This window comes from Nitratireductor sp. WH36-1 (genome assembly GCF_058725515.1).
In genome coordinates this window covers 1,117,344-1,131,516 of record NZ_CM178970.1, presented here as the reverse complement: position 1 = coordinate 1,131,516, position 14,173 = coordinate 1,117,344, and the positions used below count along the sequence as shown (strand labels likewise).

Annotated in this window: 13 protein-coding genes and 1 tRNA gene; 10 read left to right on the top strand and 4 right to left on the bottom strand. The window is 62.8% G+C overall.

Annotation, left to right across the window (positions count from 1 at the left end; translation table 11 throughout):
- The first annotated feature begins 129 nt into the window (after positions 1 to 129).
- The 4 genes from AC4PTT_RS05405 to AC4PTT_RS05390 are packed head-to-tail and all read left to right on the top strand — an operon-like array spanning position 130 to position 2,799.
- Entirely contained in the window at positions 130 to 435 is a 306-nt protein-coding gene (locus AC4PTT_RS05405; protein WP_113152937.1) for a BufA1 family periplasmic bufferin-type metallophore, read from the top strand.
- A gap of 48 nt (positions 436 to 483) precedes the next feature.
- Positions 484 to 1,428, top strand: coding sequence for an MNIO family bufferin maturase (gene bufB, locus AC4PTT_RS05400; RefSeq protein WP_492162244.1), 945 nt, complete (start codon positions 484 to 486; stop codon positions 1,426 to 1,428).
- Positions 1,412 to 2,236, top strand: a complete 825-nt coding sequence (locus tag AC4PTT_RS05395; protein ID WP_492162243.1) for an HvfC/BufC family peptide modification chaperone — start codon at positions 1,412 to 1,414, stop codon at positions 2,234 to 2,236. The genes bufB and AC4PTT_RS05395 overlap by 17 nt, the downstream gene beginning before the upstream one ends.
- A gap of 14 nt (positions 2,237 to 2,250) precedes the next feature.
- On the top strand, positions 2,251 to 2,799 hold the full coding sequence (locus AC4PTT_RS05390) for a DoxX family protein (protein WP_283799909.1): 549 nt from the start codon (positions 2,251 to 2,253) through the stop codon (positions 2,797 to 2,799).
- Between the two features lie 92 nt (positions 2,800 to 2,891).
- Here the strand turns inward: AC4PTT_RS05390 and AC4PTT_RS05385 are convergent, their stop codons facing one another.
- The gene (locus AC4PTT_RS05385) at positions 2,892 to 3,350 is read right to left on the bottom strand and encodes an Hsp20 family protein (protein ID WP_113152940.1); all 459 of its coding nucleotides are present in this window, start codon (positions 3,348 to 3,350) and stop codon (positions 2,892 to 2,894) included.
- Between the two features lie 434 nt (positions 3,351 to 3,784).
- Between AC4PTT_RS05385 and AC4PTT_RS05380 the strand changes: the two genes are divergently transcribed.
- On the top strand, positions 3,785 to 4,744 hold the full coding sequence (locus AC4PTT_RS05380; protein WP_492162242.1) for an alpha/beta hydrolase: 960 nt from the start codon (positions 3,785 to 3,787) through the stop codon (positions 4,742 to 4,744).
- Between the two features lie 30 nt (positions 4,745 to 4,774).
- Here the strand turns inward: AC4PTT_RS05380 and hisN are convergent, their stop codons facing one another.
- Both hisN and AC4PTT_RS05370 read right to left on the bottom strand, forming a co-directional pair.
- Positions 4,775 to 5,545, bottom strand: a complete 771-nt coding sequence (gene hisN / locus AC4PTT_RS05375; protein WP_492162241.1) for a histidinol-phosphatase — start codon at positions 5,543 to 5,545, stop codon at positions 4,775 to 4,777.
- 268 nt (positions 5,546 to 5,813) lie between these two features.
- On the bottom strand, positions 5,814 to 6,704 hold the full coding sequence (locus tag AC4PTT_RS05370) for an N-formylglutamate amidohydrolase (RefSeq protein WP_492162240.1): 891 nt from the start codon (positions 6,702 to 6,704) through the stop codon (positions 5,814 to 5,816).
- Between the two features lie 213 nt (positions 6,705 to 6,917).
- On the opposite strand from AC4PTT_RS05370, the gene cpdR reads away from it, so the two are divergent.
- On the top strand, positions 6,918 to 7,280 hold the full coding sequence (gene cpdR, locus AC4PTT_RS05365; protein ID WP_007008549.1) for a cell cycle two-component system response regulator CpdR: 363 nt from the start codon (positions 6,918 to 6,920) through the stop codon (positions 7,278 to 7,280).
- Positions 7,281 to 7,398: 118 nt separating this feature from the next.
- Positions 7,399 to 7,473, top strand: a tRNA-Val gene (locus AC4PTT_RS05360).
- Between the two features lie 121 nt (positions 7,474 to 7,594).
- Here the strand turns inward: AC4PTT_RS05360 and AC4PTT_RS05355 are convergent.
- Positions 7,595 to 8,317, bottom strand: coding sequence for a GntR family transcriptional regulator (locus AC4PTT_RS05355; protein WP_222473988.1), 723 nt, complete (start codon positions 8,315 to 8,317; stop codon positions 7,595 to 7,597).
- 107 nt (positions 8,318 to 8,424) lie between these two features.
- On the opposite strand from AC4PTT_RS05355, the gene kynU reads away from it, so the two are divergent.
- From kynU to AC4PTT_RS05340, 3 genes are all read left to right on the top strand, one after another.
- A complete protein-coding gene (kynU, locus tag AC4PTT_RS05350; RefSeq protein WP_492162587.1) occupies positions 8,425 to 9,645 on the top strand; it encodes a kynureninase in 1,221 nt (406 codons plus the stop codon).
- A gap of 168 nt (positions 9,646 to 9,813) precedes the next feature.
- A complete protein-coding gene (locus AC4PTT_RS05345; RefSeq protein WP_492162239.1) occupies positions 9,814 to 10,980 on the top strand; it encodes an efflux RND transporter periplasmic adaptor subunit in 1,167 nt (388 codons plus the stop codon).
- Positions 10,977 to 14,102: an efflux RND transporter permease subunit gene (locus tag AC4PTT_RS05340; protein WP_206994789.1), complete on the top strand. Its 3,126-nt coding sequence runs from the start codon at positions 10,977 to 10,979 to the stop codon at positions 14,100 to 14,102. The genes AC4PTT_RS05345 and AC4PTT_RS05340 overlap by 4 nt, the downstream gene beginning before the upstream one ends.
- Positions 14,103 to 14,173: the final 71 nt, after the last annotated feature.

Below are 14,173 nucleotides of genomic sequence, written 5' to 3'. Positions count from 1 at the left end.
AAACAAAGCCTCACACGCAAGTGATGCCGGCTCGCGCGCGCTTGATTTCCAAGTGAACGATCCCTCTGAAAAAACGGGTCCTGCCGGGACGGAACCCCGGTTTCGACAGGACCCGAGAGGAGATCATTCATGTCCACCAAAACCGCACTCACCGCCGCCTATATCGCCGGAACGGTCGCAGCCGCTCTTTCGGTCGGCACGCTGGCCACCACCACGGCCGCCCAGGCCCAGGAAAAAGAAAAGTGCTATGGCGTGTCCATGGCCGGCAAGAACGATTGCGCGGCCGGGCCCGGCACCACCTGCGCCGGCACCTCCAAGGTCGATTACCAGGGCAATGCCTGGAAATATGTCGATGCAGGCACCTGCGCCACGATGGAACTGCCCGGCGAGCGCATGGGTTCGCTTGAGCCGCTTGAGCGCGACATGCCCTCCTGATCCAGCCAGCATGATCTGACCTGACACCAAATGCCGGGAGGCGACCTCATGGCACGCGAAGCAAAACCCCTTTCCGCCATCCAGAGCCGCTTTCCGGCATTTCACCCCGCTGATGCCCCCACTGGTGCCCCCGCTGGCCGGGCCGGTGCGAGTTTCAAGCCGCAGCATTTCGACGCAATCGCTGAAAACCCTGCGTCAGTGGGTTTCGTGGAAGTACACGCAGAAAACTATATGGGCGCGGGCGGCCCGCCGCACGCCGCGCTGACCCAAATCCGCAACATGCTGCCCGTCTCGTTACACGGCGTGTGCATGTCGATTGGCGGCCTCGACCCGCTCGACCCCGAACATCTTCAACGCTTTGCCGGGCTGGTGGAGCGCTACGAACCCTTCAAAGTGTCGGAGCATCTGGCATGGTCGACCCATGACGATGTGTTTTTCAACGACCTCCTGCCCCTGCCCTACACCGATGAGACGCTTGCACGGGTGTGCGAGCACATCGATCAGGTGCAGGAAGCCATCGGCAGGCCGATGTTTTTGGAAAACCCGTCCACCTACGTCCTTTTCTCCGAATCCGAATGGCGGGAAACGGATTTCCTGCGTGAAATCGTGAAGCGCACGGGCTGCGGCCTGCTGCTCGACATCAACAATGTGTTCGTTTCTGCGACCAATCACGGCTTCAGCGCCACGGAGTATCTCGCCGATTTCCCGCTGGCGCATGTGGGAGAAATCCACCTTGCCGGCCATGACGAACAGGAAGACGACGAGGGTGCGCCGCTGCTGATCGACAGCCATGACCGACCGGTCGCCGACCCGGTGTGGAGCCTTTATGAAACGGTGATCGCCGCATGCGGCCCCATCGACACGCTGATCGAATGGGATGCGGACATTCCCGACTGGCCGATCCTGCAATCCGAGGCGGCGGCGGCTGAACGCATTCTCGACCGTCATCGCACCCTCAAGCCGGAAGTGAAACGCCATGCGCTCCACTCCTGAAACCACGAGACAGGACCCTGCACAGCCCTATGACGACGCCTTTGGCGCCGTGCTGTTCAACCCGGATCGCGCCACGCCGCAGGGCGTGAGCGGCCCGCACGGCAAGGCGGCGATCAAGCGCTTCAACGTCTATCGCAACAATGTCACCCATAGTCTCGTGACCGCGCTTTCAGAAATCTTTCCGGCGGTCGCCATGATCCTGGGGGATGAGAATTTCCGCATGATCGCGCGGGAGTTTCTGCGCGTGCATCCACCGCGCTCACGCCTCGTCTTCGAATACGGGCACGGGTTCGGCGATTTTCTGGCCGGGTTCGAGCCGATACGGCATCTGAAATATCTGCCCGACGTGGCCCGGCTGGAACGCGCCTGGCTCGACGCTTTTCACGCAGCCGACCGCACACCGCTCGCGCCCGCCGATCTCGCTGCCCTGCCGCCGGAAGCGCTGGCAACAGCCCGTTTCACGCCGCACCCGGCCATGCATCTCATAGGCTCGGACTATGCGGTGCATACGATCTTCACGGCGCACCGCACGGGGCCAATGCCTGATCGCATCGACGCGGGCATTGCCGAAGCAGCGCTGGTGACCCGGCCCGCACTTGATGTGCAGGTGCGCGAGCTCGACCGGGGCCAATTCGCCTTTCTGAAGGCGCTCGCCAATGGCGCAGCGCTGCAACAGGCGGCCGGGGCGGCGCTTGAAGCCGATCCCGGCTTCGATCTTTCCGCCGCCATCGCCCTGATGCTCGAAAGCGGCGCATTCGAGACATGCCAGGCAGGCACTGACAGTCAGAACAAGGATGAAAGCCCGTGATCCACGCAATCCAGATGCTTCATGCGCGCGTTTTCTCCACCCTTGAGCGGATGCTCGATGGCTGGTTTCCGGGCCTTGCCGCGCGCTTTGCCTTCTTCGCCGTTCTCTATTTCTACTTCCTGAATTCGGCCCGCACGAAGGTGGGCGAAGGCCTGCTCGGCTTCTTCAGCGTCGCAGACGGGGCCTATTACCAGATCGCGCTGCCGGCGGTGGAGGCTGCGGGCGGCGATGTTTCAGCCGTGCCCTTCATCCCATGGGGCGCAATCGTGTGGGCCGGCACCTATGCAGAGTTTGTCCTGCCGCTCCTGATCGTGATCGGGCTTTTCACCCGGATTGCCGCACTCGGCATGATCGGTTTCGTGCTGGTGCAGTCCTATGTGGACATTGCCGTACACAAGGTGGGCGCGGAGACCGCAGGCGCGTGGTTCGACCGCTTCTCCGACGGGCTGATCTGGGACCAGCGCACGCTCTGGGTGTTTCTGCTACTTTATCTTGTGGTGAAGGGTGCGGGACGCATCTCGCTGGATGCCGTTCTTGGCCGCAAATTCGCGAGCACTGCCTGAAAACACAAAAGCGGCGCCACACGGGCGCCGCCATCATTCAAACTCTTATCCGTCTGCTTCTAGCAAATCGGGGATTCCCTCAGGCCGAAGCCTTAGTGGGTCCTGGCCTCGATCTCCTTCGTTTCCTTCGCCGAAGCGATGGGAATACGGCGCGGCTTCATCTCCTCGGGGATGTTGCGCGTGAGATCGATGTGAAGGAGCCCGTTTTCAAGGTTGGCGCCCGTCACTTCGACGTGGTCGGCGAGCTGGAAGCGGCGCTCGAAGCTGCGTGCGGCGATGCCGCGATAAAGCAGTTCGCCTTCGCTTTTCTGCTCGGCGTTCTTCTCACCCTTGACGGTGAGCACATTGCGATGGGCCTCGATGGAGATGTCCTCATCGCCAAAGCCGGCGACAGCCATCGAGATGCGGTAGGAATCATCGCCCGTGCGCTCGATATTGTAGGGCGGATAGGTCTGGCTGCCTTCGGGCTGGGCCAGCGTATCAAGCATGCCAAAGAGCCGGTCGAAACCGACGGTGGAACGATAGAGAGGCGAAAAATCAACGTGACGCATGGTCTGTTCTCCAGTTGAGCAACATTGCGTTATGGCCATTTTCGGAAACCCGCTTCGGGCGTTTCCCGCTGGCCAGCGACCCCGTTCTGGCGGCCGCAGAAGATATATGGGAACCCCAAAAATCGGGTTCAAGAGCCCGTCGATTTCAGATGAACGGCGGATGAACGGACCGCTCGGATACCGTTCAGCTTCACGCTGCTACCGTTAGCGCAATGGATCGGCGGCGGACTTATGACGCTGCCCTGCGGAACGTACCGGATGTAACGTCCCTTCCAGCCGGTGCGGAATGCCGGAAGTGGTTCAGGCCACTTCCGGCTTTCAGTTTCAGTCGCAACCGTTCTGTTTCTTGCCATTCACGCATCCCGGCTCTATTCCTTCTTAGGAATATCATCTTCCACCCCCCTCAAAGCCGCTCTTGAGGTCCACGATCCTGCATGAATGACCTGCTTATCGTCGTTCCGGAAAATCCCCCGCCCGAGGGGATGAAGGCGGACCTGTTCCAGACGAAGGACGGGGTTTCGATCCGCTTTGCGCGCGCATCGGGACGCGGAGCCGAGAAACACGGCACGGTGGTGATCCTGCCCGGCCGCAACGAGTATATCGAGAAATATTTCGAGACCGCGAACGACCTGACCGAACGCGGCTATGGCGCGGCGATACTGGACTGGCGCGGACAGGGGCGCTCGCAGAGACTGCTGCCGGACGCCAATCGGGGCTATGTTGAGAGCTTCGACGATTATGTGCGCGACCTGGATGCGTTCTTCGAACAGGTGGTGCTGCCCGACTGCCGTGGCCCCTACTACATTCTCGCCCATTCCACCGGCGTTCTGATTGCGCTTCTGGCCGCACCCATGATGGCCAACCGGGTGCGCCGCATGGTGCTTTGCACGCCGCTTCTGGGACTTCCGGTCTCGCCCAGAACAACACGCTGGGTGTCGCACTTCGCGCAGCTTCTCTACGCTTTGGGACTTGGCCGAATGTATATGCCGGGCCGCCGCAACCGGATGAAAATGCCTGAATTTTCGCCGGCGGCGCTGAGTTCCGACCCGCAGCGCTTTGCCCGCAACCGGGCGACGGTCAGCGCATGGCCGGGCCTTGCCATCAACGGGCCGACGGTCGCCTGGACGCGCGCCATGTTTCTGGCCATCGAACGGGTGACCGACCCGGCCTTTGCCGCGCGGATCCACATTCCCTCGCTCATCCTTTCGGCCGGAGCGGACCGCGTGGTCTCCAACCCGGCAATCGAGCGCTTTTCCCGGCAGTTACGCAGCACATCGCTCCTGACCATTGATGGCGCGCGGCACGAATTGCTGCAGGAGGCAGACCTTTACCGGGAACAGGTGATGGCCGCCTTCTTCGCCTTCGTGGAAGGCACCGGCGACATCAATTTCTAAACGCCAGAGCGGGCTCTCTGCCGCAATGTTCTAGCGCAGAAGCGCCATCGCCTTCTTGTGCAGTTCGGGCGTGGCGGCGGCGATGATGTCGCCTCCGCCCTCGGGACGGCCGCCGGCCCAGCTGGTGATCACGCCGCCCGCCTGCTCGATGATCGGGACAAGCGCAGCGATGTCGTAAGTCTGAAGACCGGTCTCGATGACCAGATCGATCTGGCCGGCTGCCAGCATGGCGTAGGCATAGCAATCGGTGCCGTAGCGGGCGAGGCAGACCGAATTTTCCACCCGGTCATAGGCGGCGCGGTGCAGCGGATCGAACAGCGCCGGCGTGGTGGTGCACAGCGTGGCGTCGGACAGCTCGGTCGTGTCGCGCGTCTTGAGACGGCGGGCGCCGCCCGGCCCCTCGTAATGCGCGCCATCGCCAACCGTATAGAAGAGCTCGCCGGTGAAGGGCTGAGACATCATGCCGGCAACGGCGCGGCCCGATACGGTGAGCCCCACCAGCGTGCCCCAGAGCGGCAGGCCGGAAATGAAGGCGCGCGTGCCGTCGATGGGATCGATGATCCAGCGGTGATCGCTCGCCTCGCCTTCAAGGCCGAACTCCTCACCCAGAATGCCGTGATCGGGAAACGCCTCGCTGATCAGCCCGCGAATGGCGCGCTCGGCCTCGCGGTCAGCCTCCGTGACCGGATCGAAACCGCTTTCGAGCTTGTTGTCGATCAACACCGGCTGACGGAAGCGCGGCAGGGTCTGGGCTGCGGCGGCCTCGGCAATGCGGCGCATCAAAGCCGGCGACACGGTCATGGAACTCTCCTGAATTTACGGATTCGCTGCCTGAAAGGGCTGTTAAGAGCGGCGATCTTTGCCGCGTTTGGCGCGGTTTGCAATGGGCGCGTTACGGTTAACGCTTGACAATTGTGCATCGCAACATAGACTTTGTTCAGGCAGTTGATCTGCCGGATGCCCTTATTGGGCGTTTCCTCCCTAGACTTTTGGCCGTATCGCCAGGGCGATGCGGTCTTTTTTTGTCGCCGTCCAGAGCAAATTTGCTGCACCGCAGCAAAACGCGACTTCACTCAGCGGCGAGCGGATAGTCGGTAAAATACTGCCCGGCGATCGCCATCAGCTCACGCACGAAGCCGGTGAGATCGTCCATCAGCGCGTTGAAGCCCGGCCTCTTCTCCAGTGTGCGCTCATCCATATAGAGGCTGCGGTTGATTTCGATCTGCAGCGCGTGAAGCCCCTGTGCGGGGCGGCCGTAATGCTCGGTGATGAAACCACCGGCATAGGGCTTGTTGTGCACCACGCAATAGCCGCGCGCCGCCAGGAGACCGATCACGCATTCGGTGAGCGCCGAAGCGGCGGAAACGCCGAAGCGGTCACCGATGATGAAATCGGGCCGCAGCGCGCCATCGCCGGAACGCACACCCGCCGGCATGGAGTGGCAATCGATCAGAATGCCGTGGCCGAAGATGCAGTGCGTGTCGATCAAAAGGCGCTTCAGGCGCTCGTGATAGGGCACGTAGATGGTCTCGATGCGCGACACGGCCTCGGCCAGCGGCAGGCGACCCTGATAGATGTCCATCCCCTCGCCCACCAGCTTGGGCACGGTGCCGAGCCCACCGGCCACACGCGGCGAGCGGATATTGGCGTAAGGCGGCACCGGCTCGGAGAACATGCGCGGGTCGAGTTCCCACGGCTCGCGGTTCACATCCAGATAGGCGCGCGGAAAATTGGCGGTGAGAAGCGGCGCGCCACAGGCGACCACGCCGGAGAAGAGCTCATCCACATAGCAGTCTTCGGAGCGCCTGATCATGGTCGCATCCAGACGACTCATGTCGAGGAAGCGCTGGGGATAATGTCGCCCGCTATGCGGCGAGTTGAAAACGAAGGGAGCAGTCTGGAACGCAGGAGAACGCACCTCGAAAGCGGGGATTTTCGCAAAATCCGCTGCGGCAGTCATACGATTTTCACGCCTCCGGCATACTATTTCGGTATAAAATCTGCCATTCGTGCGCACGCCTGTCCAGCCAGTCCACAAGCTGGATCAGCAGGTTTCACTTGATATTTACCACGCTGGAATCATATAGCTGGTCTCATTCAAGTGAATTGTGGGCAAGCGATTTTTGGGCAAGCGTTTGCGGGTCAATCGCTCTCGCACTATCTGGACGGCAAAATGGCACGGATTCTCCTGGCGGAAGACGACAATGATATGCGGCGCTTTCTGGTGAAGGCGCTGGAGCGGGCTGGTTACGAGGTCGTCGACTTCGACAATGGCGCCGGCGCTTATGACAGGCTGCGCGAAGAACCCTTCTCCCTTCTGTTGACCGACATCGTGATGCCCGAGATGGACGGCATCGAGCTGGCTCGCCGCGCCACCGAGATCGATCCGGATCTGAAGGTGATGTTCATCACGGGATTCGCGGCTGTCGCGCTCAATCCCGATTCGAACGCACCGCAGGACGCGAAAGTTCTCTCCAAGCCCTTCCATCTGCGTGACCTCGTGAACGAGGTGGAGAAACTTTTACAGGCCGCCTGACCGCGGTTTTCAAGGCGTTCGGCGAGAGCCGGCAGAGTGATCGTCACATTGCGGTAAAAACACTCAAACTACCTATTGACGCCGGCCTGATTTGTGTGATCTATGCGCGGCGTCGGATGGGCGTGTAGCTCAGCGGGAGAGCACTACGTTGACATCGTAGGGGTCACTGGTTCAATCCCAGTCACGCCCACCATCCTTCCCAAACATCTTGAATAAAGATGATGATCTCGAACCGCTCCCGGGTCATCGAGATATCTCGAACAACTTCCATTCTACCCACTGCGCAGACGCCGCAACGGCGACAGCTCAGTCGCTCACTCCCCCTCCCCGCCGGAAGCCGCGCGGTGCACGGCCAGCGTGAACTGCACATGGGCGCGCAGCAGCGTGGCGGCATGATCCACATCGCGGGCAAGTGCTGCATCCATCAGGCGGGTGTGACCCTCAAGAGCAAGCGCCTCCTCAAGAAGCGCCCGCGTTGCCGGGTCATGGGTGATGACCTCCCCGCCCGCATCGGCGGGGGAAAAGAGAAGCGCGTGGTGGTGGCGGCGCAATTGCTCGGAAAGCTGCCGCTGAAACGATTTCAGCCAGACAGAGCGTGCAGCTGCAAGAAGCGCGGCGTGAAAGGCGTCATGCGCCTCCATCCACTCCGAATAGGCCTGCGCGCCGTCATCCAGCGCGGCCGAGGCGCGCGCAAGACGATGATGCGCGGCAACGATGGCAGCCTCCCACGCAAGGTCGCCATGGGCGATGGCGTCTTCCAGAAGCGCCACCTCGATCAAAGCACGCGACTGCTCAAGATCCTCCAGCTCCGCAAACGAAACGGGAGCCACCCGGTAACCCCTGTTGGGGCTCAGCACCACAAGCCCCGCCTCCTCGAACCGCGACAGCGCCTCGCGCAGCGGCGTGTAGCCAACGCCATAGCGCTTCGAGAGCGCCATCAGGCGCAGCGGCTCCCCCGGTGCGAGAACGCCGCTCACGATGTCGCGCTTCAGCGCTGCAACGCCGCCCTCGCCTTCCGGAGTTTTGGTCTGAAGCATTGTCTTGACCTGAAATCCCATATAATCAATCATATTATATATAATAATTCGATCCAGTGGGATAGCGACCAATGAATGCACGGGCGGACAATCAGGACACACAGACGATGGCGCGGGCCGATGAGGCCGACCGGCTGGACCCGCTGAAGGCGTTTCGCGAGCGCTTTGCCCTGCCCGAAGGCGTGATCTATCTGGACGGCAACAGCCTGGGCGTTCTCCCGGCCGGCCTCAGCGCACACATGAAGGACGTGGTGGAACAGCAATGGGGCGAGCGGCTCGTGCGCGGCTGGAACGATGCCGGCTGGATCGACCTGCCGGCGCGCGTCGCGGGCAAGATCGCCCGGCTGGTGGGCGCAAAGAAAGACAGTGTCGCGGTTGGCGATTCCACGACGATCAACGTGTTCAAGGTTCTTTCGGCAGCCCTTTCGCTGCGGCCTGACCGCCGCGTGATCCTTTCCGACCGCAACAATTTCCCGACCGATCTCTATGTTGCGGACGGGCTCGCGCGTCTTCTGGGCCAGGGTTACGAGCTGAAACTGGCGACCGCCGACGATATGGAAGAAGCCGTCGACGAAAACGTGGCGGCGGTGCTTTTGACCGAGGTGGATTACCGCACGGGCCGGCGCTACGACATGGCGGCCATGACGAAGCACATCCACGACAAGGGCGCGCTTGCGATCTGGGATCTTTGCCACAGCGCCGGTGCTTTTCCGGTTCATCTGGACGCAGCGGGCGCAGATTTTGCCATTGGCTGCGGCTACAAATATCTGAATGGCGGCCCCGGCGCGCCCGCTTTCCTCTACATTGCAGAGCGCCACGTGGCGCATGTGGCCCCGGCGCTTTCGGGCTGGATGGGGCATCAGACGCCCTTCGCCTTCACCGAGAACTACACGCCGGCAGACGGCATTGCGCGCATGATGGTCGGCACGCCGCCAATCCTTTCCATGTCATCGCTCGACAGGGCGCTGGACGCCTTCGACGGCGTCGACATGGCGCTGGTGCGCGAGAAGTCGCAGCAGCTTTGTGACCGGTTCATCGCCGAGGTTGAGCAGCGCTGCCCGGAGCTGGAACTGGCGACCCCGCGCGACCATGACCAGCGCGGCAGCCAGGTTTCCTTCCGCCATCCGGAAGGCTATGCGGTGATGCAGGCGCTGATCGCCAATGGCGTGATCGGCGACTTCCGCGCGCCCGACATTCTGCGTTTCGGCATGACGCCGCTCTATCTCAGCCATGCGAATATCGTCACGGCGGCGGAGATCCTGGAACGGGTCATGCGGGAGCGGCTGTGGGATCAGGAAATCTATCGCAAACGCGCCAAGGTGACCTGAACCGCGGCCATTTCGGCCCGCGTGCCCTGCCCTAGCCTTACGAGAATTTAATACTAGAACAGATGAAAAGCCGCCCGGAAGCTGGCATAAGACAAGTGGCCTGAAGCGACCGGTATACCGGCTGATGAATGCCACCTCCACCGCCACAAGATAACAGCCGGAGCGTGCATGTCTTTCTGGAAACAGGCAGTTCTCTGCCTCCTCATTCTCGTTGCCGCCGCGCTGGCGTGGTTCTGGTATTATCCCGGCGCGCAGAACATTCTGGCCCGTGCGGGACTGATGGAAGAGGCGCCTGCGGCCGCGAGTGGAGCCGCTTCAGGCAATGGGCAGCGCGGCCCGGGTGGCGGCGCGCCCGGTCCCGTGGTCACCGCACCGGTGGCCTATGCCACGATCAATGACAGGCTGAACGCCATCGGCACCGGCCGCGCGCTGCGGTCGGTTTCGGTGAACCCGCTCACCTCCGGCACGCTGACCGAGCTTGCCGTCGCATCGGGCGCGGAGGTTCAGGCCGGCGATTTGATCGCAAAGCTGGATTCGGATTCCGAAGAGATTGCGCTCGACCGCGCCGTCATCGCGCTCGACGACGCCACGACGAAGCTTGAGCGCATCATGGCGCTGCGCGCCTCGAACACGGTGAGCGTGGTGCAACAGAACGAAGCAGAGCTTGCGTTACGCAATGCCGAGCTTGCCAAGCGGGAAGCGCAGCTGGCGCTCGACCGCCGCTCCATCACCGCCCCCATCGACGGCACGGTCGGCATTCTGCCGATTTCCGCCGGCAGCTACGTGACCAACAGCACCGAGATCGCGACCATTGACGACCGCTCGCAGATCCTCGTCGATTTCTGGATTCCCGAGCGCTATGCCGACCTGATCGAGATCGGCGCGCCGCTGACCGCAGCTTCGGTCGCGCGCAGCTCTTCCGTTCATGAGGGCGAAATCAGCGCGCTCGACAACCGCATCGACCCCGACAGCCGTACGCTGCGCGTGGAAGGCCGCATCGAGAACCCGGACGACCGGCTGCGCGCGGGCATGGCCTTCACCATCACCATGCGCTTCCCCGGCGAAACCTATCCGGCAATCGATCCGCTGGCCGTGCAGTGGAGCGCGGACGGGCCGTTTGTGTGGATCGTGGAGAGCGGGAAGGCGCGCCAGAAGCCGGTGCGGATTATCCAGCGCAACGCAGACAGCGTGCTGGTCGACGCCGAGTTCGCCGAGGGCGATCTGGTGGTGACGCAGGGCATTCACAACATGCGTGAAGGCGCGCCGGTGAACACGGCCGGCAACCCGGCCAGCGCCGGATCGCGCCTTGCCACCGCGGAAGGGTCAGCGACGTGAGGGAAGCGCTCCACAACGCCCAGACGGGCATTACCGCCCTTTTCGTAAGACGACCCGTTCTGGCCTTCGTCTTCAACACGCTGATCGCCGTTGCGGGTCTGGCGGCGCTGTTCGGCATCGAGGTGCGCGAACTGCCGGACGTGGACCGCCCGGTGATCACCGTTTCGACCAATTTTTCCGGCGCAGCCGCCGAGACCATGGATCGCGAAGTGACCGCGATCATCGAAGGCGCTGTCGCCCGCGTGCCGGGCGTGCAGGCCATCTCGTCGGATTCCTATTACGGACGCAGCCGCGTGACGGTGGAATTCAGCGACAGCGTCAACCTCGACACCGCCGCCTCCGACCTTCGCGACGCGGTGAGCCGCATCCAGAACAGCCTGCCCGACGACGCCGATGCGCCACGCATCATCAAGGCCGACAATGACGCGCAGGCGGTGATGCGCATTGCACTCACCTCCACCACCATGCCTATCCAGGACATGACGACGCTGGTGGAAGACGAGGTGGTGGACGTCTTGTCCGCCGTGCCCGGCGTCGCCGATGTGCAGGTCTATGGCGACCGCACCGAGATTTTCCGCATCGACATCAACCAGACGAGGCTTTCGAGCCTTGGGCTAACGGTGGCCGATGTCTCCAGAGCGCTTGGCACGGTCGCGTTCGACACGCCGGCGGGCTCTCTGAGCAACACGACGCAGAACCTGACAGTGCGGGCGACGGCGGCCATTTCGACGCCCGGGCAGTTCGAAGCGATCTATCTGAAAGACCATGTGCGGCTCGGCGACGTGGCCACCGTGACGCTGGGCGGCGACATCGGCGAAAGCCAGTTACGCGCCAATGGCCGCACGGGCATCGGCATCGGCATCGTGCGTCAGGCCCAGTCGAACACGCTGGAAATCTCGTCCGGCGTGCGTGCCGCAGTGGAGCAGCTGAGCACCACTCTGCCCGACGGGGTGGACATTGAGGTGACCAGCGATGATGCGACCTTCATCAATGGCGCAATCCATGAGGTGGAAATCGCGCTGGTGATCGCCGTGACGGTCGTGCTTCTGGTGATCTTCCTGTTCCTGCGCGACTTCCGCGCGACGCTCATTCCGGGGCTTGCCATTCCGGTGGCCCTGATCGGCACGCTGGCGACGATCTATCTGGCGGGCTTCTCCATCAACATTCTCACCCTTCTGGCGCTGGTGCTCGCCACCGGCCTTGTGGTGGACGACGCAATCGTGGTTCTGGAGAACATCGTGCGCCGCCGCAATGAGGGCATGGGCGCGCGGGCAGCCGCCGTTCTGGGCACGCAGGAGGTGTTTTTCGCCGTGCTTGCGACCACGGCAACGCTGATTGCGGTGTTCGTGCCGATCTCCTTCCTGCCGGGACAGGCCGGCGGCCTGTTCAAGGAATTCGGCTTCGTGCTGGCGATGGCGGTGTTCCTGTCTTCGCTGGTCGCGCTGTCGCTTTGCCCGATGCTCGCCTCACGCATGCTGATCGCGCATCCCGAGGGCGAAGCGCGCGAAGACACCGGCGTCATCGCCAGGGTGGGCGGCGCGATGACGACGCTCTATCGGAAACTTCTTCGCTTCTGCCTCGATGCACCGGCGCTCATCCTGCTCATTTCGGTGCTGTTTGCGGGCGCATCCTATGGCGCGTTCGGCTTCATCAAATCCGAAATCACGCCGAGCGAAGACCGCTCCATGGCGTTCATGCGGGTCTCGGCACCGCAGGGTGTGAGCCTCGATTATTTCGCAGAGCGCCTGCGCCGCATCGAAGCGCTGATCGAGCCGCTGCGCGACAGTGGCGAGATCGTCAGCACCTTCTCCATTGCCGGACAGGGTGCTGGCAATAGCGGTTTTCTGGTACTGCGGCTTGCCCCGTGGGACGAGCGCGACCGCAGCCAGCAGGAAATCGTCGCCGACATCTCCGAACGGGTCCGCAATGAGCCGGGTGTGCGCGCCTTTGTCTTCCAGCCCAACAGCCTTGGTATTCGTGGCGCGGGCAACGGGCTGAGCTTCGCGGTTGCGGGCAACAATTTCACAAAGTTATCGGCCACCGCCGCCAGCATCGTGGAGGCCATGGGCGAAGATCCGAGTTTCCGGCAGGCGCGGCTTTCCAGCGATTCCACGCAGCCGCAGCTCTCCATCGCCATCGACCGCGACCGCGCCTTCGATCTGGGGATCGACATTGACGGCCTCGGCAACACGATCCAGGCCATGCTCGACGGCCGCAGGATCGGCTCGGTGTTCATCAACGACCGCAGCGTCGACGTGAAACTCGTCTCGACCACCAATCCGGTCGATGACCCGACCGACCTCGAAAACACCTATGTGAAGGCCGGTGACGGGCGTTTCGTGCCGCTTTCGGTGATCGCGCGGCTCGAAGAACAGGCCGTGCCGCCATCGCTCTCACGCGAAAACCAGCTGCGCGCCGTGGGCGTCAGCGCGTCGCTTGCGCCGGGTGTTGCGCTGGGCGAAGCCTATCAGCGGGCGCAGGAGATCGCGGAGCCCCTGCTCGAACCCGGCATGCGGCTTGTCCCGCTTGGCGAGGCTGCGGCCCTTGGCGAAACCGCCAATTCGATGCAGATCATCTTCGGCTTTGCGCTGGTGATCATCCTTCTGGTGCTGGCGGCGCAGTTTGAGAGCTTCATCAGCGCGCTGATCATCATGGCGACGGTGCCGCTGGGACTGGCCTGCGCGGTGTTCGCCATGCTGCTGACGGGCACGAGCCTCAACGTCTACAGCCAGATCGGCCTTGTGCTTCTGGTCGGCATAATGGCCAAGAACGGCATCCTCATCGTGGAGTTCGCCAATCAGCTTCGTGACCGCGGGCTCGGGGTGCGCGAAGCCATCGAACAGGCGTCCCTCATCCGCCTGCGGCCCGTGGCGATGACCATGATCTGCACGATCGTGGGCGGGGTGCCGCTGGTGATGGCGAGCGGTGCAGGCGCAGAAGCGCGCATCGCGCTCGGCTGGGTGATGGTGGGTGGTCTCGGCCTTGCCACCGTCTCCACCCTCTTCCTCACGCCGGTCGCCTATCTGCTACTCGGCCGGTTCATCACGCCCAAGGCGGAAGAGGAGGCGCGGCTGGTGCGCGAGCTCGATCATGCGACCCGACTTGGGGACAAAACCACCTGAATGGGCGCGCCGCGCAATCGCGCGGCGCCAGGCGGGTGACAATCGCAAAACAAAACTGTATCTGTTCGCGG

Bases quoted from the DNA above. Each gene is read 5' to 3' on its own strand.
- AC4PTT_RS05405 (WP_113152937.1), top strand. From the start codon at position 130: ATGTCCACCAAAACCGCACTCACCGCCGCCTATATCGCCGGAACGGTC.
- AC4PTT_RS05395 (WP_492162243.1), top strand. From the start codon at position 1,412: ATGCGCTCCACTCCTGAAACCACGAGACAGGACCCTGCACAGCCCTAT.
- AC4PTT_RS05390 (WP_283799909.1), top strand. From the start codon at position 2,251: ATGCTTCATGCGCGCGTTTTCTCCACCCTTGAGCGGATGCTCGATGGC.
- hisN (WP_492162241.1), bottom strand. From the start codon at position 5,545: ATGACCGTGTCGCCGGCTTTGATGCGCCGCATTGCCGAGGCCGCCGCA.
- AC4PTT_RS05380 (WP_492162242.1), top strand. From the start codon at position 3,785: ATGAATGACCTGCTTATCGTCGTTCCGGAAAATCCCCCGCCCGAGGGG.
- AC4PTT_RS05345 (WP_492162239.1), top strand. From the start codon at position 9,814: ATGTCTTTCTGGAAACAGGCAGTTCTCTGCCTCCTCATTCTCGTTGCC.
- AC4PTT_RS05385 (WP_113152940.1), bottom strand. From the start codon at position 3,350: ATGCGTCACGTTGATTTTTCGCCTCTCTATCGTTCCACCGTCGGTTTC.
- AC4PTT_RS05355 (WP_222473988.1), bottom strand. From the start codon at position 8,317: ATGCTTCAGACCAAAACTCCGGAAGGCGAGGGCGGCGTTGCAGCGCTG.
- bufB (WP_492162244.1), top strand. From the start codon at position 484: ATGGCACGCGAAGCAAAACCCCTTTCCGCCATCCAGAGCCGCTTTCCG.
- AC4PTT_RS05370 (WP_492162240.1), bottom strand. From the start codon at position 6,704: ATGACTGCCGCAGCGGATTTTGCGAAAATCCCCGCTTTCGAGGTGCGT.
- kynU (WP_492162587.1), top strand. From the start codon at position 8,425: ATGGCGCGGGCCGATGAGGCCGACCGGCTGGACCCGCTGAAGGCGTTT.
- cpdR (WP_007008549.1), top strand. From the start codon at position 6,918: ATGGCACGGATTCTCCTGGCGGAAGACGACAATGATATGCGGCGCTTT.